The 18,770-nt window shown below is 59.1% G+C and carries 20 protein-coding genes, 1 tRNA gene and 1 pseudogene; 15 read left to right on the top strand and 7 right to left on the bottom strand.

Features of this window, described 5'->3' with window-relative positions:
- Complete coding sequence (queD, locus tag Q6A47_RS17965; RefSeq protein ID WP_039576684.1) at positions 1-357, bottom strand: 6-carboxytetrahydropterin synthase QueD; 357 nt, start codon at positions 355-357, stop codon at positions 1-3.
- 53 nt (positions 358-410) lie between these two features.
- Positions 411-1,490 carry a patatin-like phospholipase domain-containing protein gene (locus Q6A47_RS17960; protein WP_304484984.1) on the bottom strand — a complete coding sequence of 360 codons (1,080 nt, stop codon included), beginning with the start codon at positions 1,488-1,490 and terminating at the stop codon, positions 411-413.
- Positions 1,491-1,657: 167 nt separating this feature from the next.
- Between Q6A47_RS17960 and Q6A47_RS17955 the strand changes: the two genes are divergently transcribed.
- The 11 genes and pseudogenes from Q6A47_RS17955 to Q6A47_RS17905 all read left to right on the top strand — a co-directional run.
- Entirely contained in the window at positions 1,658-1,966 is a 309-nt protein-coding gene (locus Q6A47_RS17955; RefSeq protein ID WP_029613557.1) for a PepSY domain-containing protein, read from the top strand.
- Positions 1,966-2,280, top strand: coding sequence for a PepSY domain-containing protein (locus Q6A47_RS17950; protein ID WP_304484983.1), 315 nt, complete (start codon positions 1,966-1,968; stop codon positions 2,278-2,280). The genes Q6A47_RS17955 and Q6A47_RS17950 overlap by 1 nt, the downstream gene beginning before the upstream one ends.
- On the top strand, positions 2,281-2,952 hold the full coding sequence (locus Q6A47_RS17945) for a response regulator transcription factor (protein WP_029613559.1): 672 nt from the start codon (positions 2,281-2,283) through the stop codon (positions 2,950-2,952). It begins immediately after the preceding gene.
- Complete coding sequence (locus tag Q6A47_RS17940; protein WP_304484982.1) at positions 2,949-4,268, top strand: sensor histidine kinase; 1,320 nt, start codon at positions 2,949-2,951, stop codon at positions 4,266-4,268. The genes Q6A47_RS17945 and Q6A47_RS17940 overlap by 4 nt, the downstream gene beginning before the upstream one ends.
- A gap of 81 nt (positions 4,269-4,349) precedes the next feature.
- Complete coding sequence (locus tag Q6A47_RS17935; protein WP_304485014.1) at positions 4,350-4,802, top strand: GNAT family N-acetyltransferase; 453 nt, start codon at positions 4,350-4,352, stop codon at positions 4,800-4,802.
- Positions 4,803-4,961: 159 nt separating this feature from the next.
- Positions 4,962-5,351: a helix-turn-helix domain-containing protein gene (locus Q6A47_RS17930; protein WP_029613560.1), complete on the top strand. Its 390-nt coding sequence runs from the start codon at positions 4,962-4,964 to the stop codon at positions 5,349-5,351.
- A 62-nt stretch (positions 5,352-5,413) separates the two neighbouring features.
- A complete protein-coding gene (gene gacA, locus Q6A47_RS17925) occupies positions 5,414-6,052 on the top strand; it encodes a response regulator transcription factor GacA (RefSeq protein ID WP_039576693.1) in 639 nt (212 codons plus the stop codon).
- 6 nt (positions 6,053-6,058) lie between these two features.
- Positions 6,059-7,882, top strand: coding sequence for an excinuclease ABC subunit UvrC (gene uvrC / locus Q6A47_RS17920; protein WP_304484981.1), 1,824 nt, complete (start codon positions 6,059-6,061; stop codon positions 7,880-7,882).
- Between the two features lie 33 nt (positions 7,883-7,915).
- Positions 7,916-8,476, top strand: a complete 561-nt coding sequence (gene pgsA / locus Q6A47_RS17915) for a CDP-diacylglycerol--glycerol-3-phosphate 3-phosphatidyltransferase (protein ID WP_304484980.1) — start codon at positions 7,916-7,918, stop codon at positions 8,474-8,476.
- A gap of 64 nt (positions 8,477-8,540) precedes the next feature.
- Positions 8,541-8,616 (top strand) — tRNA-Gly (locus tag Q6A47_RS17910).
- Positions 8,617-8,844: 228 nt separating this feature from the next.
- Positions 8,845-10,127: pseudogene (locus tag Q6A47_RS17905) on the top strand (tyrosine-type recombinase/integrase); the annotation flags it as partial.
- Positions 10,128-10,502: 375 nt separating this feature from the next.
- Here Q6A47_RS17905 and Q6A47_RS17900 read toward each other — a convergent pair.
- The 5 genes from Q6A47_RS17900 to Q6A47_RS17880 all read right to left on the bottom strand — a co-directional run bounded on the left by Q6A47_RS17900 (position 10,503) and on the right by Q6A47_RS17880 (position 13,813).
- Entirely contained in the window at positions 10,503-10,751 is a 249-nt protein-coding gene (locus Q6A47_RS17900) for a hypothetical protein (protein ID WP_304484979.1), read from the bottom strand.
- A gap of 279 nt (positions 10,752-11,030) precedes the next feature.
- Positions 11,031-11,693, bottom strand: a complete 663-nt coding sequence (locus Q6A47_RS17895; RefSeq protein ID WP_304484978.1) for a conjugal transfer nickase/helicase domain-containing protein — start codon at positions 11,691-11,693, stop codon at positions 11,031-11,033.
- Positions 11,690-12,241 carry a ParA family protein gene (locus tag Q6A47_RS17890; RefSeq protein WP_304484977.1) on the bottom strand — a complete coding sequence of 184 codons (552 nt, stop codon included), beginning with the start codon at positions 12,239-12,241 and terminating at the stop codon, positions 11,690-11,692. Before Q6A47_RS17890 ends, Q6A47_RS17895 begins: the two co-directional genes overlap by 4 nt.
- Positions 12,242-12,252: 11 nt before the next feature.
- Positions 12,253-12,471 carry an AlpA family transcriptional regulator gene (locus Q6A47_RS17885; protein ID WP_128610366.1) on the bottom strand — a complete coding sequence of 73 codons (219 nt, stop codon included), beginning with the start codon at positions 12,469-12,471 and terminating at the stop codon, positions 12,253-12,255.
- A gap of 445 nt (positions 12,472-12,916) precedes the next feature.
- The gene (locus Q6A47_RS17880; RefSeq protein ID WP_304484976.1) at positions 12,917-13,813 is read right to left on the bottom strand and encodes a LysR family transcriptional regulator; all 897 of its coding nucleotides are present in this window, start codon (positions 13,811-13,813) and stop codon (positions 12,917-12,919) included.
- Between the two features lie 820 nt (positions 13,814-14,633).
- On the opposite strand from Q6A47_RS17880, the gene tssB reads away from it, so the two are divergent.
- From tssB to tssL, 4 genes are read left to right on the top strand one after another with little or no spacing between them, the layout of a single operon-like run.
- A complete protein-coding gene (gene tssB, locus Q6A47_RS17875) occupies positions 14,634-15,137 on the top strand; it encodes a type VI secretion system contractile sheath small subunit (RefSeq protein WP_304484975.1) in 504 nt (167 codons plus the stop codon).
- Positions 15,138-15,170: 33 nt separating this feature from the next.
- Complete coding sequence (tssC, locus tag Q6A47_RS17870) at positions 15,171-16,709, top strand: type VI secretion system contractile sheath large subunit (protein WP_304484974.1); 1,539 nt, start codon at positions 15,171-15,173, stop codon at positions 16,707-16,709.
- 23 nt (positions 16,710-16,732) lie between these two features.
- Positions 16,733-18,088, top strand: a complete 1,356-nt coding sequence (gene tssK / locus Q6A47_RS17865) for a type VI secretion system baseplate subunit TssK (RefSeq protein ID WP_304484973.1) — start codon at positions 16,733-16,735, stop codon at positions 18,086-18,088.
- Positions 18,085-18,765, top strand: coding sequence for a type VI secretion system protein TssL, short form (gene tssL / locus Q6A47_RS17860; RefSeq protein WP_304484972.1), 681 nt, complete (start codon positions 18,085-18,087; stop codon positions 18,763-18,765). The genes tssK and tssL overlap by 4 nt, the downstream gene beginning before the upstream one ends.
- Positions 18,766-18,770 lie beyond the last annotated feature (5 nt).

Genomic DNA, 18,770 nt, shown 5'->3' with positions numbered 1-18,770 from the left:
TCAGTCGCCGGTGTACTCGCAGCCGCTGGTGCAGGTCTCGTGGATGCGCACCTTGGACAGCTCCGGCAGCAACGGCTTGACCTGCTCCCAGATCCACTTGGCGATCACTTCGCTGGTGGGGTTCTCCAGGCCGGGAATGTCGTTCAGGTAGTTATGGTCGAGGCGTTCGTAGATGGGTTTGAAGATCGCCTTGACCTCTGCGAAGTCGCGGATCCAGCCGGTATGCGGGTCGAGTGGGCCGGTCAGGTGCAACGCGACCTTGAACGAATGGCCATGCAGGCGTCCGCACTTGTGGCCGGCGGGAACGTTGGGCAGGCGGTGGGCGGACTCGAAGGTGAACTCTTTGAAAATTTCCACGCTGGCAGAACTCTGTGTGAATCGACAATGCGCGCAGTCTACCAGCATGCTTCCTACAAGGCTTGCAACCGTTCGTGCAGGTGCCCGCTGGCGATCAGTTCGAGTAGCTCATCGCCTAGGCGCTGGCTCTCGGCAATCGCCTTGTACCAGTAACGCTTGCGTGCCGGCGCATCACCGTTGAATCGCTTGAAGTCGCCACGGTCTGGAAGCTTGCCGTAAGGCAGGGTTGCCAGATACTGCGGTGATGGCGTCATCAGCAGCACGTTCTGCAGGCGCGTCGCGTCGCCCCGGCGCCAGGGCAGTGCCTTGTCGAACCAGCCGGGTATCACTTTGTCGGTGAAGTGCGGGTAAAGCACCAGATCGTCGCCGCAGTAGGGCAGGTCCAGGTGATAGTCCAGCAGACCGCCGTCGCGATAGGTGCCAGTGCCAGCGCCGGGAATGTCTCGTACCCCCTCCATCACCATGGGGATGGAGCCGGAAGCGAGCAGGGCTTGGCGCAGGTTGTCCAGGTGCAGCGGCAGGCAGCGTGACGGGAAGTCGGTGAGCGCATCCAGTGGAGGCGCGCAGCGGCCGTCGTGAAGGATCACCCGTTCGAAATGCCGAGCCAGGCGTGAACGGCCTATCAGATTGCTGGCGATGACTGAGGACAATCCCGCGCCGAGTGTCGCCCTACCGTCAAATGCCAACGCTCCATGGCTTTTGACAGCCAGAATGTTCAGCCGGTAGTTGGGGTTGGCAAGGATCTCGCTGTCCCGGCCTTGCAGTAAGTCGTCGAGCATGCGCTGGCAGCTCTGGGTCACTTGCGCCGGAGTCACGCCCCTGGCGAAGTCCTGTTCGGTGTACAGCTCGCCCAGGCGGCGCAGGCCGGCAATGGGGTCGTTCAGGCAGGCGCTGGCGAAGCGCCAAGCGCCTATCGAGGCGCCGATCAGCGAGCGCTGGCGCGGCGCGGAAGGTAGCAAATGGCCGAAGATCGCCAGGTCCAGGCCCTGGATGCCCAAGGGTTTGGGGCCTCCTGCGGCGCCAGGCAGTGTGCCGATATCGCCAGCGCGCAGGCCGCGTTCGCGAATGTGTACCAAGGCGCGTCTGCCCGCTTTGAAGGTCAGGGCGGGGTACTTGATATGGATGGCGCTCATGGCAGTCTCTAGTCGGGCAGGCACGCATTATAGGCAAGTCACCTGGGTGTGTGCCGAAGTGCTGGATAACGGCGCTATCATGTCGCCCGTTATTTTCAGGTTGAGTTAAGGGCTAATGATTAATCTCAATGCCGTAGACAACTCGTAAAGTTCGATGGAGAAACATCATGAAAACCCTGACTGCTCTGTTCGCCGCCGCTGCTCTGACTTTCGGCACCACTGCCGCGTTCGCCAAGGATGTCCAGCCCGACCAAGTGGTCAAGCTGGTCAACGAAAAGACCATCAAGTCGCTGGATGAACTCAAGGCGGCTGCGGTGGCCAAACATCCCGGCTCAACCGTTACCGACAGCGAGCTCGAAGAGGAATATGGCCGTTACATCTACAAGGTCGAACTGCGTGATGCGCAGAACGTCGAATGGGACGTGGACCTGGATGCCAAAACCGGCGAAGTTCTGAAGGATGCGCGAGACAGCTGATGGACACCTTGCCGCGAGCAGTGCCTTGCCTGGCCTTGGCACTGCTGGTCGCCTGCCCACTGGCAAGTGCCCGAGACCTGGATCAGGATGAGGCCCTGGCGTTGCGCCAGCAGGGCGTTATCCTGCCGCTCGAACAACTGCTCGAAGCCGCCCTGGGGCGTCACCCCGGGGCGCGCTTGTTGGAGGCCGAGCTTGAGGAAAAACATGATCGCTACGAATACGAGGTCGAACTCCTGACCCCGAATGGCGTGGTTCGCGAGATCAAGTACGACGCCCGCACTGGGGTCTTGATCAAAGACGAGGAAGACGACTGAATGCGCCTGTTGCTTGTCGAAGACAACGTCCCGCTGGCCGATGAGCTCACGGCCAGCCTGCAGCGCCAGGGTTACGCCGTGGATTGGCTGGCCGATGGTCGCGACGCGGTGTTTCAGGGGCAGAGCGAGCCCTATGACCTGATCATCCTCGACCTCGGTCTGCCTGGCCTGCCCGGGCTCGAAGTGCTCGAGCAATGGCGCGCTGCCGCCCTCGCTGTGCCAGTTCTCATCCTCACAGCCCGTGGCTCGTGGGCCGAGCGTATCGAAGGGCTCAAAGCAGGGGCCGATGACTATTTGAGCAAGCCTTTTCATCCGGAAGAGTTACAGTTGCGCATCCAGGCGCTGCTGCGCCGTGCTCGCGGCCTGGCCAACCAGCCGCGGCTGGAGGCTGCCGGCCTGCATCTGGATGAGGGGCGGCAATGCGTTACACGCGACGGCGTCGACATCCAGTTGACCGCTGCCGAGTTCCGTTTGCTGCGGTATTTCATGCTGCACCCGCGTCAGGTGCTTTCGAAAAGCCATCTGGCCGAACATCTCTACGACGGCGAGACCGAACGCGACTCCAACGTGCTTGAGGTGCATGTCAATCACTTGCGACGCAAGCTGGGTCGTACTGTGATCGAGACGCGCCGGGGTCAGGGCTATGTGTACGCCGGGAGTGCCGGCGGGTGAAGTCGATCCAGGCGCGCCTGAGCCTTGGTCTGGTGGTGGTGCTGGTGGTGGTCGGCGTGGCGGTGGCGCAGGTGACCCTTTGGCTTTTCGAGGCGGGCCTGCAACGTTACCTTGAAGCTGGATTGCGCAAGGAAAGCGAAAACTTGCTGGTGGCGCTCGTGCATGGGCCGCGCGGCTTGCAGCTGGACGAGCGACGAGTGTCGGCGGCGTACCACCGGCCGTTTTCAGGCTACTACTTTCGTATCGACTTCGCCCAAGGTACCTGGCGTTCACGCTCGCTCTGGGATCTGGACATGCCCAAGCCGGAGCGGCCAGGCCTGGATGATGGACATGAGCTGGGGCCCGAAGGCCAGCAACTGCTGGTCTATCGCGGCGATTACCGGCGTCTTGGCCAGCAGGTATCGATCAGTGTCGCGCAGGACTATTCACCTGTAAGTGCAGCGTTCAGGCGCCTGCAGCAGGTAGGTCTGGGCATGGGCGTGGTGGCCTTGGCGCTGATCCTGATCCTGCAGCGCATCACCATCACCCGCGCGCTGCGCCCCCTGGAGCGTGCCCGCCAGCAGATCGCCCAGTTACAGCAGGGTCAGCGTTCGCAACTCGATGCCGAGGTGCCAAGCGAACTGCAGCCGCTGGTGGAGCAGATCAACCATTTGCTCGCACACACCGAAGACAGCCTGCGCCGCTCGCGGAACGCCTTGGGCAATCTCGGACATGCCCTGAAAACGCCCTTGGCGGTTCTGTTGAGTCTGGCCGGGAGCGAGCGCCTGCGCGACACGCCTCAGCTCCAGTCGCAACTGCGCGAACAGCTGGAGCAGATCCAGCAACGTCTGACGCGAGAGCTCAACCGCGCGCGGTTGGCCGGCGATGCTTTGCCTGGTGCCCGGTTCGATTGCGATGCTGAACTCCCAAGTCTTCTGTCGACCTTGAGCATGATTCACGGCACCGGGCTTGCGATCGAGCAGGACGTTCCAGCGCGTTTGCAACTGCCATGGGACCGTGAAGATTTGCTGGAACTGCTGGGTAACTTGCTGGACAACGCCTGCAAGTGGGCGGACAGTCAGGTTCGCCTGTCGATCCGGTCAACGCCGCAAGGTTATAGGCTTTGGGTGGACGATGATGGTCCAGGTATTCCTGACCAGTCTCGACAGCAAGTGCTCGAACGCGGCTCTCGCCTGGACGAGCAAGTGGCGGGGCACGGGCTGGGCTTGGGTATCGTTCGCGACATTGTCGAGGCTTGGCAGGGCCAGATCGAGCTTCAGGAAAGCCCGCTGGGAGGCCTACGCGTCGATATCCGCTTACCGCGCAAGGGCCGCTGATCAACAGCAAGCTGTTCGTCGTTGCCTGCCCACCGCTATGCTTCAACCTGTCCATGCCCGAGCTTTGCCCACATGACCTTGCTGCCGCTCCAGCTTAGCGCTGCCCGCGATGCCGACCGCGATTTCGCTCGCGACTTGACCCGCCGAGCCATGCTTCCCTATTACCAGCAATTCGACCTGCTCTGGGTTGAGGACGCCTTCGATCAGGCCTGGGAATGGCGCGAGCAATGGCTGATTACCTCGGGCGGACAGGTGATCGGTTTCTGCAGTTTGAGCCAGGATAGCCAGGCACTCTTCATTCGCGAACTGCACCTGTTGCCTGAGTTTCGTGGTCAGGGCGTAGGTAAATGGGTCCTCGGTCAGTTGGCCTGTTGGGCGCAGCAACGCCGTATGCCACTGCTGCGCCTGATGGTCTCCAGCACCAACCCTGCTCGGCGACTCTACGCAGCTACCGGTTTTGTTGAAATGGGCGAGGATGCCTGTTTCGTTCGAATGCAGCGCTGGGTCGACAGATCTGCCGCCAGCACCACGTGAGAGTGTTTCTGGAGGGCTGAGAGGATCGGCTCGGACGGGTGGTAGGTGCTCGGCTTGTGTTCATTGGATCCAATGTGCATAGTGCGACCTTGGCACCGAGCTGAGCGCCCGTGGCTGCCTGCATCCCAGGGATGTCGGATGAGTCGATAAGGACATCAAATGAAAGGTTTTGGACTGCGGTTAAGGGAAGAGCGTGAACGGCTGGGCATGACCCAGCGGGTATTCGGCGACATTGGCGGGGTCGAGCCCAACGCGCAAGGCAAGTATGAGAGCGGGGAGCGTACTCCGCGGATCGACTATCTGGCCGCAGTAGCCAGTAAGGGCGTCGATGCGCTCTATGTATTGACGGGTACGCGCACACTCGCGCCGTTGGAGTGCTTGAGTGCCGAAGAGAGCCGACTGCTGCGCGGCCTCAGGCAGTTGATGCCGGCCGATCGCGCCGCCGTCTGGCACTTGCTCGGTCGCCTAGTTGCGGACGGCCATTTGCAGGGGAGCGGCCTGCAGCGCAGAGGAGAGGGTCAGACTTATCTGCATGACGCGTTGCGCTAGGTTTGCGGTGAAATTTTTTGTTAAGGTGGCCGGATCCAATCGCCCCACTACGAGGTGTCTGCTTGATTAGGGTACTGGTGGTCGATGACCACGATCTGGTGCGTACCGGCATCACCCGTATGCTGGCTGATATCGATGGCCTGCAGGTGGTGGGCGAAGCGGACTCTGGTGAGGCAGCCCTCAAGCTGGCCCGCGAACTCAAGCCGGATGTAGTGCTGATGGACGTCAAGATGCCTGGCATCGGTGGCCTTGAGGCAACACGCAAGCTGTTGCGCAGCGATCCGGACAGCAAGGTGGTGGCGGTCACCGTCTGTGAAGAGGATCCGTTTCCTACGCGCCTGCTTCAGGCCGGGGCAGCAGGTTATCTGACCAAAGGCGCCGGGCTCGACGAAATGGTCCAGGCCATTCGCCTGGCCTTCGCGGGACAGCGCTACATCAGCCCGCAGATCGCCCAGCAACTGGCGCTGAAATCGTTCCAGCCGCAGGGCTCGCCGTTCGATGCGCTGTCGGAGCGGGAAATTCAGATCGCGCTGATGATCGTCGGCTGTCAAAAAGTGCAGGTCATCTCTGACAAGTTGTGTCTGTCCCCCAAGACCGTCAATACTTACCGTTATCGGATCTTCGAAAAACTCTCGGTCACCAGCGACGTCGAACTGACATTGCTGGCCGTTCGCCACGGTATGGTTGACGCAAGTCTGTAATCCCTCATGTCCCAACTCTTTGATGCCAGCGCGTTCCTGGCGACCTGCAGTGGTCGCCCGGGCGTGTACCGAATGTTCGACGCCGAGTCGCGGCTGCTCTATGTGGGTAAGGCGAAAAACCTCAAGAAACGTCTGGCCAGCTATTTCCGCAAAGCTGGCCTAGCGCCGAAGACGGCTGCCCTGGTGGCGCGCATTGCCCAAGTCGAAACCACCATCACTGCAAACGAAACTGCAGCGCTTCTGCTGGAGCAGACGCTGATCAAGGAATGGCGTCCGCCCTACAACATCCTGCTGCGCGACGATAAGTCCTATCCCTATGTGTTTTTGTCCGATGGCGAGTTTCCGCGCCTGGGCATTCACCGGGGTGCCAAGAAGGCCAAGGGCCGCTACTTTGGGCCCTATCCCAGTGCTGGGGCGATCCGCGAAAGCCTGGGTCTGTTGCAGAAGGCCTTTTCGGTGCGCCAGTGCGAGGACAGTTACTACGCCAACCGAACTCGCCCCTGCTTGCAGTACCAGATCAAGCGTTGCAAGGCGCCGTGCGTGGGTTTGGTCGAGCCCGGTGACTATGCCGAAGACGTGCGCCATTCGGTAATGTTCCTCGAGGGCCGCAGCCAGCAATTGGGCAACGAGCTCAACGCCGAGATGGAGCAGGCCGCTATGGCACTGAACTTCGAGAAGGCTGCCGAGTTGCGTGATCAGATCGCGCTGTTGCGCCGCGTTCAGGACCAGCAGCATATGGAAGGCGGTTCAGGCGATGTCGACGTGGTCGCCGCCTTCGTCAACCCGGGCGGCGCCTGCGTCCATCTGATCAGTGTGCGCGGCGGGCGGGTGTTGGGCAGCAAGAATTTCTTCCCGCAGGTGGGTATCGAGGAGGAAGTTTCAGAAGTGATGGCCGCGTTCCTGTCGCAGTACTACGTCGGCAACGCCGAGCGCGAACTGCCCAGCGAACTGATCGTCAACGTGGTGCATGAGGACTTCGAAGCAATCATCGAAGCGGTGCAGAGCCTGCGAGGCCGTGAGCTGAGCATCAGCCATCGGGTTCGTGGCACGCGTGCGCGCTGGCAGCAGTTGGCGGTCACCAATGCTGAGCAAGCGCTCAATGCCCGTTTGGCGAACCGTCAGCACATGGCCGCGCGCTTCGAAGCGCTGGCGCAGGTGCTGGACCTGCCGGAGGTGCCGCAACGCCTGGAGTGCTACGACATCAGCCATTCCAGTGGCGAAGCGACTGTGGCGTCTTGCGTGGTATTTGGTCCCGAGGGCCCGATCAAGTCTGACTACCGCCGTTTCAACATCGAAGGTGTGACGGCCGGCGACGACTATGCCGCGATGCAGCAGGCCCTGACTCGCCGCTTCGGGCGCATCAAGGACGGGGAGGGTAAGCTGCCGGATGTACTGCTGGTCGATGGTGGCAAGGGTCAGTTGAATATGGCGCGAGAGGTCATGCAGTCATTGGCCTTCACCGACCTCACCCTGCTCGGGGTGGCCAAGGGCGTGACCCGCAAGGCCGGTTTCGAAACGCTGTATCTCAACGATGCAGCCCACGAGTTCACCCTCAAGGGCGACTCGCCGGCGCTGCACCTGATCCAGCAAATTCGCGACGAGGCTCACCGCTTTGCCATCACCGGTCACCGTGCGCGACGCGGCAAGGCTCGCCGAACGTCCAGCCTGGAGGATGTGGCTGGGGTCGGCCCCAAGCGCCGTCGCGACCTGCTGAAACATTTCGGCGGCCTGCAAGAGCTGAACCGGGCAAGTGCCGATGAGATCGCCAAGGCGCCCGGCATCAGTAAAAAGCTTGCCGAGTCGATTTATGCCAGCCTGCATAGCGAGTAGAATGCCGGGCTCAACCTGCAGCCAGTCGTATCGATGAATATTCCAAACCTGCTCACCGTTCTACGCGTCCTGCTCATTCCGATCTTCATCCTGCTCTTCTACGTGCCTTATCACTGGAGTTACGTAGCGGCCAGCAGTGTGTTCGCGATTGCTGCTGCGACCGACTGGCTCGACGGCTATCTGGCGCGTCGACTGCAACAGAGCACGCCTTTCGGTGCGTTCCTGGATCCTGTGGCAGACAAGCTGATGGTCGCCGTCGCCTTGGTGCTGCTGGTGCAGGTGCATGCCAACTTCTGGCTGACGCTGCCAGCGGCCATCATCATCGGTCGCGAGATCGTGGTCTCGGCGCTACGCGAGTGGATGGCCGAATTGGGCGCAAGGGCGCACGTGGCGGTGTCCAACCTCGGCAAGTGGAAGACTGCTGCGCAAATGCTGGCGCTGGTGATCCTTCTGGGCAATCCGCCAATACTGACCTTCTGGGTCGCGTTGGGCTACGCGTTGCTGCTGGTGTCGGCAGGATTGACGCTGGTGTCGATGGTGCACTACCTGCTGGCGGCGTGGCCGCACTTGCGCGAAGGCTCGGAGCAGAAGTAAAAGTTTTTTTGAATCAAGGGGTTGACCTTCGCTGGCAGCTCGTTAGAATGGCGCCTATCACGACGCGGGAATAGCTCAGTTGGTAGAGCACGACCTTGCCAAGGTCGGGGTCGCGAGTTCGAGTCTCGTTTCCCGCTCCATTTATAGATCTACAGATTTCCATGGAAGTCTGTAAGTCGTTGAAATTAGACGCTTCGGCGTCTTTTTTCGTTCCAGTCAAAGCCACTCCGATCCATGGGCATCCAGACTTTTTTAGTCCAGAAATTAGTCCATGAAATCCGGACTTCCACCGTGGCGGTTTGTTGCTGGGAAGGAGCGTCGAGCGTTACGAGCATCTAGCCCTGAATTTCATGTTCAGGAGCTCGTACATGGCACTCTCAGATGCAACCGTCCGCCAGGCCAAGGCCACTGGCAAGGACTACACTCTCGGCGATAGCGATGGTCTTTCACTCGGCGTGAGCGGAGCTGGCGGCAAATCGTGGCATTTCCGCTACTCATGGGCTGGCAAGCAAAAGCGCATGTCCCTCGGTACCTATCCCGAAGTCGGTCTGCGTCAGGCACGCTCGCTGCGCGACGAAGCGCGGCGGCTGATCGCCCAGGGCACCAACCCCTGCACGCATCGCCGGCATCAACGCCATACCCACAACCTTGCAGAGCAGAACACCTTCCAGGCGATGTACGCGCTTTGGCTTGAGCACCGCAGTCGTGTGCTCAAGAAGGGCCGGCAGAGCACGCTGGAGCAGATCGAGCGCATCTTCAACAACGACGTGTTGCCAGCCTTGGGCAAATCTTCGATCTACGCCATCAAGCGGCACGATTTGCTGGATGTGTTGGCCAGGATTGAGCTGCGTCGAGCCTATACCGTGGCCGAGAAGGTCAGGACCTGGTTCATGCAGCTGTTTCGCTTTGCACTGGTTAAGGCACCGGGCTGGAGCTGAACCCGGCCTCGGACCTTGATGTGGTGGCAGCGCCCAAACCGCCTGTAACCCACAATCCATTCCTGCGCCTTCCTGAGCTGGCTGACTTGCAGCGCGCCATTGCCGGGTATGGCGGTGCCTTGCAGACCCGTCTTGGCCTGCGCCTGCTGCTATTGACGGGCGTGCGCACCGGCGAACTGCGGCTTGCCACGCCGGACCAGTTCGACTTGCAGCAGGGAGTGTGGACGATCCCACCCGAGGTGGTGAAGCAGCTGCAGCTGGAAATGCGCAAGGAGGGACGCCGGGCGCAGGAGATTCCCCCCTACATCGTGCCGTTGTCCGAGCAGGCCAAGGACATCGTGCGGCAGTTGCTGCAGGAGGTGCGGCCAGCGCAGAAGTACCTGTTTGCCCATCGCTACGATCTCAATGATCGGATGAGCGAAAATACCCTCAACAATGCCTTGCACCGCTTGGGCTATACCGGTCTGCTGACCGGGCATGGGATGCGCGGGACGCTGTCCACGGCGCTGCATGAAATCGGCTATCCGAAGGCCTGGATCGATGCCCAGCTCTCGCATGCGGACCCTGACAAGGTCAGTGCTGCGTACAACCACGCTGAATATGTGAAGCAGCGGCGCCGAATGATGCAGGACTGGGCCGATCGGCTCGATCTGTGCGTAGAGGGCAACATCGAGGCAGCGACCAGACAGTTGACCGTCTATCTGGATGGTCTGGCGGTGGAAAGTGGGTTTCGTGCGGCTAGACATGTCGCGATGCCAGAGCCGCGAGCGGTCGCCTTCGGCACACTGTGAAGCAGCGAACCGCGGGGGCTCTTATCAAAGCAGCCCCTGCGGGAGGTGGTGGTTGATCAGATGATCAATAGAACGATATTGAGAATGATGCCTGCTACTGCGATAGCCGCAGTGGTCATATCCGAGATTGGTTCGCTACGAAACGTGGCGAGTTCTCGCTTGAATTCAGCGCGCAGCTGATCCGCCTCTCAGCGCGTGATGCCTTGCTCGAAAATCGATTGGTTCCACTGGGATAGGGCGAGTGAGCAGCAACCTCCGAAAGGAAGGTTGCTGCTTGGTGATCAAGGATCGTGAGGCTCACAGATACTTCAGGACTGCGATCAGAATACCGGTGCTCGCGGAGAGCATCATGCCAGTGCGCAGCAGCAACTTGTTTTCCTGCTGAGCCAGTTGGGCTAGAAGCTCGCCGCGAAGGGCGGCCAGATCTGCTTTGGTTACCAGGAGCGTCGTCAAATCTGCCTCCAGAGCTTCTATGACAGCAGTGGCTTTGGACTCTGGAACGTTGATTGCGATCAGCGCTTGATACAGAGCCAGTTCCGTTTTCATGATAGGGCCTCCAAAAAGAGAAAGGCCCTCCCTCGACGGATGGGCTCGTCGAGGGTGTGGATTGCAGTGCTTCCATCGATCTGAGGGTCGATTGATCGCGGGAGCGGAAGCGATGCGATCAGGGCTGGATCTGTGCAGTGAACCACTGCACCGCCACCTTGAAGATCCAGATGGCCTGGGCGTGTGCTAAATGCATCAGCGTCACAGGCAGAACATTCAACCGCGCAGGCTACCTGTGTCAACGCATGAAAGTGTTTCGCGACACTTCGTATTGTCGTATCAGGTGACGGGCGGCACGGTTTGTTCTGGATCGGGCTCCGGTGGTAGCAGTTGCAGGTAAGGGTTGTTGAAGGCGATATCGCCCATCAGATCCTTGGGATCCTTGAGCAGATAGCCGTGCAGACGCCTCGATCTGCGGGGGCCAGTGACTTGGCAGGTCCAGATGTTCAAGCCGTTCGGCTGCTTGCGATGAGCGCGCTGGCGCTCGAACTGGCGCTGCAGCCATTCCCAATCCTGTTGCTGATCTTGCTTGGCCAAGCTCGCAATATCGGGGTGTACGCGACAGTAGCGCTGGAGGATGCTCGGGGTAGCCAGGTACAGGGTGTCCGCCACCGTGTGGACCAGGGCTTTCGCGTCATTGACGATCAGCCGATGCGAGCGGATGCCCTGTTCCAGCCACTGCAAGAAGGCTTGGCCGGTGGAGATATCTTCTGCGCCAGCTCCCGGGAGCGGTGCCTCATCGAGAAACACCGGCAGGAAGTCCATCAGGGCTTCCTCAGGGGCGGTGGGCGTGGACGGTGATTCAACTTGAACGGGTGGTTCTGCCTCACCAGGGGGCGGAGCTTCGTCAGACAGCGGATCGACTGTGACAGTCCCCGCGAAGGGCGCCGGGCGCTCGTCGCTGCCCCAGATCAACGCCGGCGAGAGCTTCAGGAAGGTCAAACTTTGCGACCAGCCACTGTCACTGGTGACAGTCGCTTTCCATATGGCTTTAAAACATTGAACACGGCGGTGTTGCGCTCCGGTATGCCTTCGATGCCGTGCTTCAACAGGTGAGCGCGCAATTTGTCGGAAACAGTCTTGCTTACCAGCCTGAGGGCGTCATCGGTGAGCCAAGCATCCGAGGCCTGAGGCTGGTTGAGCTTGAGCTCTTCCCTGAGCAGGTAGCGCAGCCGCAGCCGACCATCGGGTGCATGCAAGAGCAGAGTGTTCAACTGGCCTTGTGCGTCATTCGAAACCACCAGGTCCAGGCCCTTGATGGCGGTCCTGCAGATCAGTTGGGACGGCCGGCTCTCGTTGTAGGCCAGCAGCTCGTAACAGCCGGCCGGTGCCCGAGCGGGGAGGGTATAGTAGCTGGACAGAATGGGCTGCACATCCAGGTCCAGCAGCAGAACCCGCAGCCCTGCATCGGCGGCCAAGCCGCCGAGATTGGCAGCGGTGGTGGTCTTACCCACCCCGCCTTTGGTCGAGACGATCGCAGTCACGTGCATGACGGCGGCCCTCAGTCGCGCGGTGAAACGCGGTCGATCAGCCAGCGCTCGACCTCCAGCGAATCCCAACCGACCGCACGCACACCGAGCTTGATGGGCTTGGGGAACTTGCCCTGAGCGATCAGCGCATAGATGTGCGCACGCTTGAACCCGGTCTTGCGCTCCACGTCGGGGCGGCGAAGGATGCGGTGTTCGGTGTCGAGCACCAGTGCCTGGATGGGCTGGGTCATCATTGACTCTCCTGGACGTCCGTTGACGTCGATTGAGGATGTGCCCGCATTCGGCGCTTGCCGCAGCGACTGCGCAGCAAACAATGCGGAACACGCACTCACCGGATTGATGACCGCGCCGTGCTCACAAGACGTTCAGCAGAAATCCCCTACAACCTATCCCGTGGTCTTCTGGCATGGATGCGTCGCAATCCAGCGACGAACGCCTATGCAGCGCTTGGCGTGAAACGGCGGCAAGACGAAAGACGTTTGAGCGATGCCCAAAAAAGGGCGGCTCAACGAGCAGATACAAATTGTCTGAAACAGACGCAACAAGTCTTAGTCGCAAAGCATTGAGTTAGAGGACCTGCAGCTCAGCGGCCTACACGAAGTTGTCGCATGAGGTTTCGCTTCCGATGCTGAGTTTGTCTGCTGCAGACCGATCGGGTCCGCGCACGGCGAACCATTAGCGCGGTGCGGCCGCTATCCGTCGTGCGCGATGGATAAAGCGCGACAGGGGCGTGTCGGGTTCGTACGCCGCGTAGAGCAGGTGCGTTGATAGCCGAACGGGCTCACCGGCCAGTGGGCGCAGTACGATGTCTTCAGTGGCGTGCGCCTTCAACTGAGCGGCACAGCTCAATCCCACGGCGTACCCTGCGGCTACCAAGGAGATCAGCATTTCTTGGCTGGAGGCATGTGCGGCCACGGTGATTGCCGACTCCGTGCCGGTCAGCAACGACATGACCTGCTGATGCAACCCGGATTGCAGATCGGGATGGAACAGCACCAGGGGGCAGGCTTTCAGCTCGGCCACGGGCACGTGCTTGTGAACCAGCAAGGGATGACGGGGAGGGAGGGCAACCATCAGTTCGGTCTGCCACAGCGTTTCGCTGCAAATCCCATGTGGCTCGCCTGGGACACAGGCAAAGCCGACATCGAACAGATTGTGCTGCAGGCCTTTGAGCTGTTCGCCCAGGGGGACCTCGCACAGCTGCAGGTGGATATCGGGCTCTTCCTCACGGCAGCAGGCCAAAAGCGCCGCCAGACGCTTGGGCAGGATGCCGTCGGACAGGGCGATGCGCAGTGTCGCACGTGAACCGGCTGCGGCGGCCAGCGTGTTGCTTCGTGCTTGATCGACCAGCCTGAAGATGCGCGGGGCAGATTCTGCCAGGGCCTTGCCTGCGGGCGTCAGGCAAGTGCCGATACCGGCGCCGCGTTCGAACAGCGTTACGCCCAGATCGTGTTCCAGGTCTCGGATGATGCGGGATAGTGGGGACTGTTCGATGTGCAAGCGATCGGCTGCACGGGTGAAGTGGCGTTCTTCGGCTACGGCAAGGAAGCATTGCAGTTGGCGCAGGTTCATTGCGAAACCCAAGCGGTCATCGGCTGAGGCCCGAAGGCGAAGAGTAAGCAGTCTTGGTGGCCAGGGAGGCTGTAATCATGGGCGATCCAATTTTTTGTTCCACTCAGCTTGGCATTGTTGGGCGTGTGCCCTCAATGCCAAGGGACCTCCATTTCTCACAGGGTCGCAAGACCTGCGGAGCGTTCGGTGTCCGGACGTGTAGAGATATCGCTTTGGCAAGGACAGTCAAGGGCGTGGAAGTCGCCGCGATACGACTCTGCCTTGGGTTCAGTGTTGCTGGAGTTCGCGCCGTAGTTCATACAAGCCTTGCTGAAAAATCACATGGGTAGTGTTTGTCAACAATGAGGTCTTGCTCGCTAATGTGAGTTAGTTCATGTGTCCTATTGACTGTTTTGGGGAATGGTGTAGCTCTATTGAATTTGTCGGAAGTTTCCGATTTTGTGTCGACTTATGGAAATATTTAGCCTTCTGTGCATGTTGGTAATTTTTGTTCGCGAGGATTTTTCTACTGATATAGATCAATGCGCTGATGATGCTTTGGTTGCTTTATTGGAGTGAAATTGTTGGCATCCTGGCGTTTTACTCCGGATATTTATTGTCTTTTTGCGCATGATTTGTAGGAAGTTTCTCTGTTTTTTAAAGAAGCTGGCGCAGCGCGAAAAGATGGGGCACGGTTATAGGGAAAGCACTCCCGTGCAGTGCTTTCGGTCAAACGGTCGTGCGCGATAGCTCGACCGGCTCTGATCAATTTTGTTGGGGGTCCGATGGTGCTCATTTGAGGCGCTGGTTCCCGCTAGGAATCCAGTTCGCAGGAGGTGATATGGCTTCAAACAGCTTTCAGAATGAAGTGCCGAAGGCACGTGTCAATATCAAGCTTGATCTGCACACAGGTGGTGCCCAGCGCAAGGTGGAGCTTCCGCTTAAGCTCATGCTGATGGGGGACTACAGCAACGGCAAGGAACAGCGCCCGCTGTCAGAGCGGCCGAAGGTAAATATCAACAAGAATAATTTTGATAGTGTGCTGTCCGACCTCTCTCCGAGTCTCAAGCTTATTGTTGAAGATACGTTATCGGGCGACGGTGGCGAGACACCGGTCGAACTGGGCTTTCAGCGTATGAAGGACTTCGAGCCAGAGCAGGTTGCTCGACAGATTCCTCAGTTGCGTGCGCTGTTGGCGATGCGAAATCTGTTGCGCGAGTTGAAGGCCAATCTTCTAGATAACGCGACGTTCCGGGCAGAGCTGGAGCGGATACTTAAAGATGAGGCGCTGAGTGATGAGCTGCGTAAGGAGCTAGCCGCCCTTGCACCTCAAGACGAGCGCTAGAAAACCATCATCACGATTGACGGGAAGCCAAAAATGTCCGAAGAACAATCTTCTGCGCAATCGCGTGGCGCCACTGTGCAGGTGGAAGAAAACCATAGTGTCTATCACGCGTTATTCGAAAGAATAAACCTTGAACCACTTGACCAAATGGGAAGCATTGAGTCATTCCAAAGTGTGGAGGTGCTATCGGAGGCGACGGCTAATGAGCGCGTTACTGCATCGGTACGTGTTTTCCTAGACCGGCTCAAGCAAGTCTCCCCGAAGGTAGAACGGCTGGACAGGGCGTTGCTGGATGAGCACATTGCTTCAATTGATGCCCAGATCAGCAGTCAGCTAGACGCGGTCATGCATCACCCGGATTTTCAGCGTGTCGAGTCAATCTGGCGCGGTGCGAAGTCGTTGATTGACCAAACGGACTTCCGTCAAAACGTCCGAATCGAGCTGCTTGATATCAGTCAGGAGCATCTGGCGCAGGACTTTGAGGACGCGCCTGAGATCTCGCAAAGCGGTTTGTATCTGCATACCTATACTCAGGAATACGATACGCCTGGCGGTGAGCCCATCGCGGCGGCGGTTTCGAATTACGAGTTTGGGCGAGAGCCGCAAGACATTGCATTGTTGCGGAATGTCTCGAAAGTGGCAGCTGCATCGCATATGCCATTCTTGTACTCGGTTGGTCCGGAATTTTTCGGAAAGAACACCATGGAAGAAGTGGCCGCGATCAAGGATCTCGGTAGTCACATGGATCGGGCTGAGTATATTAAGTGGAACAGCTTCAGGCAAACTGACGATGCCCGTTATACGGGCGGGATGACACCGCGCACATTGGGGCGTCTTCCCTATGGGGCTGCTACGAACCCTGTGCGATCTTTCAACTATGAGGAGCGAGTCAAGGGGCCGGACCACAGCAAGTATTTGTGGATAAGTGCAACGTTCGCGTTCGCGGCCAACATGGTCAAGAGCTTCATCGCTAATGGATGGTGCGTGCAGATCCGAGGGCCGCAGTCCGGTGGCGCTGTTACAAACCTGCCGATCCATTTGTACGACATGGGGACAGGTAGCCAGGTCAAGATCCCTTCGGAAGTGATGATCCCGGAGACCCGAGAGTTTGAGTTTGCCAATCTGGGCTTGATTCCGCTCTCATATTACAAGAATCGTGACTACGCATGTTTCTTCTCGGCCAACTCAGCGCACAAGCCGGCCATCTATGACACGGCGGAGGCCACAGCGAATAGCCGCATCAATTCGCGTCTGCCCTATGTGTTCCTGCTTTCACGCATTGCGCATTATCTGAAACTGATCCAGCGAGAGAATATTGGTACAACCAAAGACCGTAGGTTGCTGGAGCTGGAACTCAATAGGTGGGTCAGTGGCTTGGTCACCGAGATGACCGATCCAGGCGATGACTTGCAAGCCTCTCACCCGCTGAGACAGGCAAAAGTGGTTGTCGAAGATATTGATGACAACCCGGGCTTCTTCAGGGTCAAGTTATTTGCTGTGCCGCATTTCCAAGTGGAGGGTATGGACATCAACCTATCACTGGTTTCGCAGATGCCCAAAGCAAAATCTTGATTGCGGTTGCAGGAGTATATGACGTGAAAATCGATCGGCCTTTATGGGCGTCCGGAGTGGTGTTGTCTGCGCAGCAATTTCAGCAGCAGGCCCGCTTTGAATCGTGGACAAATCATAGTATTGCCTCACTGGCCCTGGTTCACCCTTGGGGCATCCGCCATGTGGCGTTTGATGCAGAGGCGCTGAGGTTGGGCAAGCTGATGGCCACTCGGCTTCAGTTGTGCCTGCCAGACGGTACTTTGATTGACACCGATCGGTTGGATCGACTGCCCAGTGCCCTGGAGCTCTCTCGGGTATTGTCCGGCGATGTCCAGACGGCAACGGTTGTGCTCGCTTTGCCACTGGAACAGGCCAATGGTAACAACTGCCTGTTTGAGGGTGGTAGCGCTGAGCGGCCCATCAGATATCACCAGGTATGGCGTGATACCAAGGATCTCTACACCGGTGAAATGCAGTCAATCAGCGTGCTCGAACATGCGCTGAGCTTGCGTCTGGCGGATAACGATAATGCGGATTACTTGACCTGCCCGGTGGCTCGTTTGCTGTGTGATGGCAAGGATGGGTGGGCAATTGATGATACCTACATCCCACCGTTGTTGAGGTTTGATGCTCATGCTGGGTTGTTACTTCAACTCGACAACTTGTTGACCCAGCTGTCCGCCAAGCGTGAGCGTTTGATGGGGATGCGCCGGGAGAGCAACCAGCGCATGGCGGACTTTGCTGTTGCGGATGTCACGTTGTTCTGGTTGCTCAACGCACTGAACACCTACCAGCCTGTGTTGGCAGACCTGAAAGCGCAGCCTGCTCGGCATCCGGAACAGGTGTATCAAGAGTTGGTGAAGCTTGCAGGTGGTCTGCTGACCTTCTCGTTAGACCAGCACATAGAGGACATACCTGCCTACCAGCATGCAGATCTCGAGGCTGTTTTCCCGCCGTTGATGCGTACCCTTTCGACGTTGCTGGAGGCGAGCCTGCCGTCCCGTGTGCTGGCCTTGATCCTGGAGGCGCGCAGCGCAAATCGCTGGCAGGTTTCTCTGAGCGATCCACGTCTGCTTGAGCCGGATGGTGCTGACTTCTATCTCTCGGTTCGCTGCCGGCTTCCGGCCGTTCAAATTCAAAGCCAGTTCCCCCGGCTGTGCAAGATCGGCTCTCCCGATGACGTGGACCATCTCGTCAATGCGGCGCTCGATGGCGTTCCTCTGAAACCTTTGAGCCATGTACCGGCGGCAATACCGCTACGGCTGGAGAATCAGTACTTCGCACTCGACCTCAGTCATGAAAAGGGGCGTGCCATGCTGGTTGATGGGGTCTGTGCGCTCTATGTCCCGAGTGTGTTCCAGGAGGTCAAGCTCGAATTATTCGCGGTACTTCGCTCATGAACCGTATGGCACAGAAGAGCGCCCCATCCAAGGTGGATATCGATGCGTTGCTGCAGGACACCTATCTGCTGGTCGTCGAACTGCGACACGGTACCGAGGCGCACAGTAGTCCGGAGCTTTGGTCACGTTGCGTAGCTGATGTCGAGCATGTGCGAGCCACGCTACAGGACGGTGGCCTTGATCGCCGTAGCATCGATCTGATCAGTCATGCGCAATGTGCCCTGCTGGACGAGACGGTGCTTGCTTGCGCCGAGGGGCAGGCCCATGAGGATTGGGCGATGGAGACCTTGCAGGCAAAGTTCTTCAGCAGCCACCAGGCGGGTGAGTCGCTCTACGAAGATATGCGCGCTGTGCTACGTGAAGCAGCCGTGCACCCTCATGTACTCACGGTCTTTCAGCGGGTGCTGATGCTTGGTTTCCTCGGCCGCTATCGAGATGCCAACCACCCAGAGCGGCAGCAGTTGTTGACTGCCATCTCTGCTGAGGTGCCACCTCTGGTCCCAAGCCAGTCGCTGGTCATCCCGCTAGACACTGGTCCACGGATACCGATCTGGGGATGGCTGCGCGCTCCTCTGGTTCACATCGTGATGGCCGCTGCCCTGTTGGTAGGCGCCTGGTGGGGGCTTGATAACGCGTTAGGTGAAGCAGTGGCCTCACTCTTGCCGGTGCAGGAATGAGCGTA

The organism is Pseudomonas boreofloridensis (assembly GCF_030580795.1).
Classification (GTDB): Bacteria; Pseudomonadota; Gammaproteobacteria; order Pseudomonadales; family Pseudomonadaceae; genus Aquipseudomonas; species Aquipseudomonas boreofloridensis.
The sequence above is the reverse complement of the archived record's forward strand: the minus strand, read 5'-3'. Positions and strand labels throughout refer to the sequence as shown.

What these genes read in the sequence shown, in the direction of transcription:
- Q6A47_RS17930 (WP_029613560.1), top strand. Translation starts at nt 4,962, where the DNA reads ATGAAAGGTTTTGGACTGCGGTTAAGGGAAGAGCGTGAACGGCTGGGC.
- tssL (WP_304484972.1), top strand. Translation starts at nt 18,085, where the DNA reads ATGAACCGTATGGCACAGAAGAGCGCCCCATCCAAGGTGGATATCGAT.
- Q6A47_RS17890 (WP_304484977.1), bottom strand. Translation starts at nt 12,241, where the DNA reads ATGCACGTGACTGCGATCGTCTCGACCAAAGGCGGGGTGGGTAAGACC.
- Q6A47_RS17945 (WP_029613559.1), top strand. Translation starts at nt 2,281, where the DNA reads ATGCGCCTGTTGCTTGTCGAAGACAACGTCCCGCTGGCCGATGAGCTC.
- Q6A47_RS17900 (WP_304484979.1), bottom strand. Translation starts at nt 10,751, where the DNA reads ATGAAAACGGAACTGGCTCTGTATCAAGCGCTGATCGCAATCAACGTT.
- Q6A47_RS17950 (WP_304484983.1), top strand. Translation starts at nt 1,966, where the DNA reads ATGGACACCTTGCCGCGAGCAGTGCCTTGCCTGGCCTTGGCACTGCTG.
- Q6A47_RS17960 (WP_304484984.1), bottom strand. Translation starts at nt 1,490, where the DNA reads ATGAGCGCCATCCATATCAAGTACCCCGCCCTGACCTTCAAAGCGGGC.
- tssB (WP_304484975.1), top strand. Translation starts at nt 14,634, where the DNA reads ATGGCTTCAAACAGCTTTCAGAATGAAGTGCCGAAGGCACGTGTCAAT.
- Q6A47_RS17885 (WP_128610366.1), bottom strand. Translation starts at nt 12,471, where the DNA reads ATGACCCAGCCCATCCAGGCACTGGTGCTCGACACCGAACACCGCATC.
- pgsA (WP_304484980.1), top strand. Translation starts at nt 7,916, where the DNA reads ATGAATATTCCAAACCTGCTCACCGTTCTACGCGTCCTGCTCATTCCG.
- tssC (WP_304484974.1), top strand. Translation starts at nt 15,171, where the DNA reads ATGTCCGAAGAACAATCTTCTGCGCAATCGCGTGGCGCCACTGTGCAG.
- Q6A47_RS17955 (WP_029613557.1), top strand. Translation starts at nt 1,658, where the DNA reads ATGAAAACCCTGACTGCTCTGTTCGCCGCCGCTGCTCTGACTTTCGGC.
- uvrC (WP_304484981.1), top strand. Translation starts at nt 6,059, where the DNA reads ATGTCCCAACTCTTTGATGCCAGCGCGTTCCTGGCGACCTGCAGTGGT.
- Q6A47_RS17880 (WP_304484976.1), bottom strand. Translation starts at nt 13,813, where the DNA reads ATGAACCTGCGCCAACTGCAATGCTTCCTTGCCGTAGCCGAAGAACGC.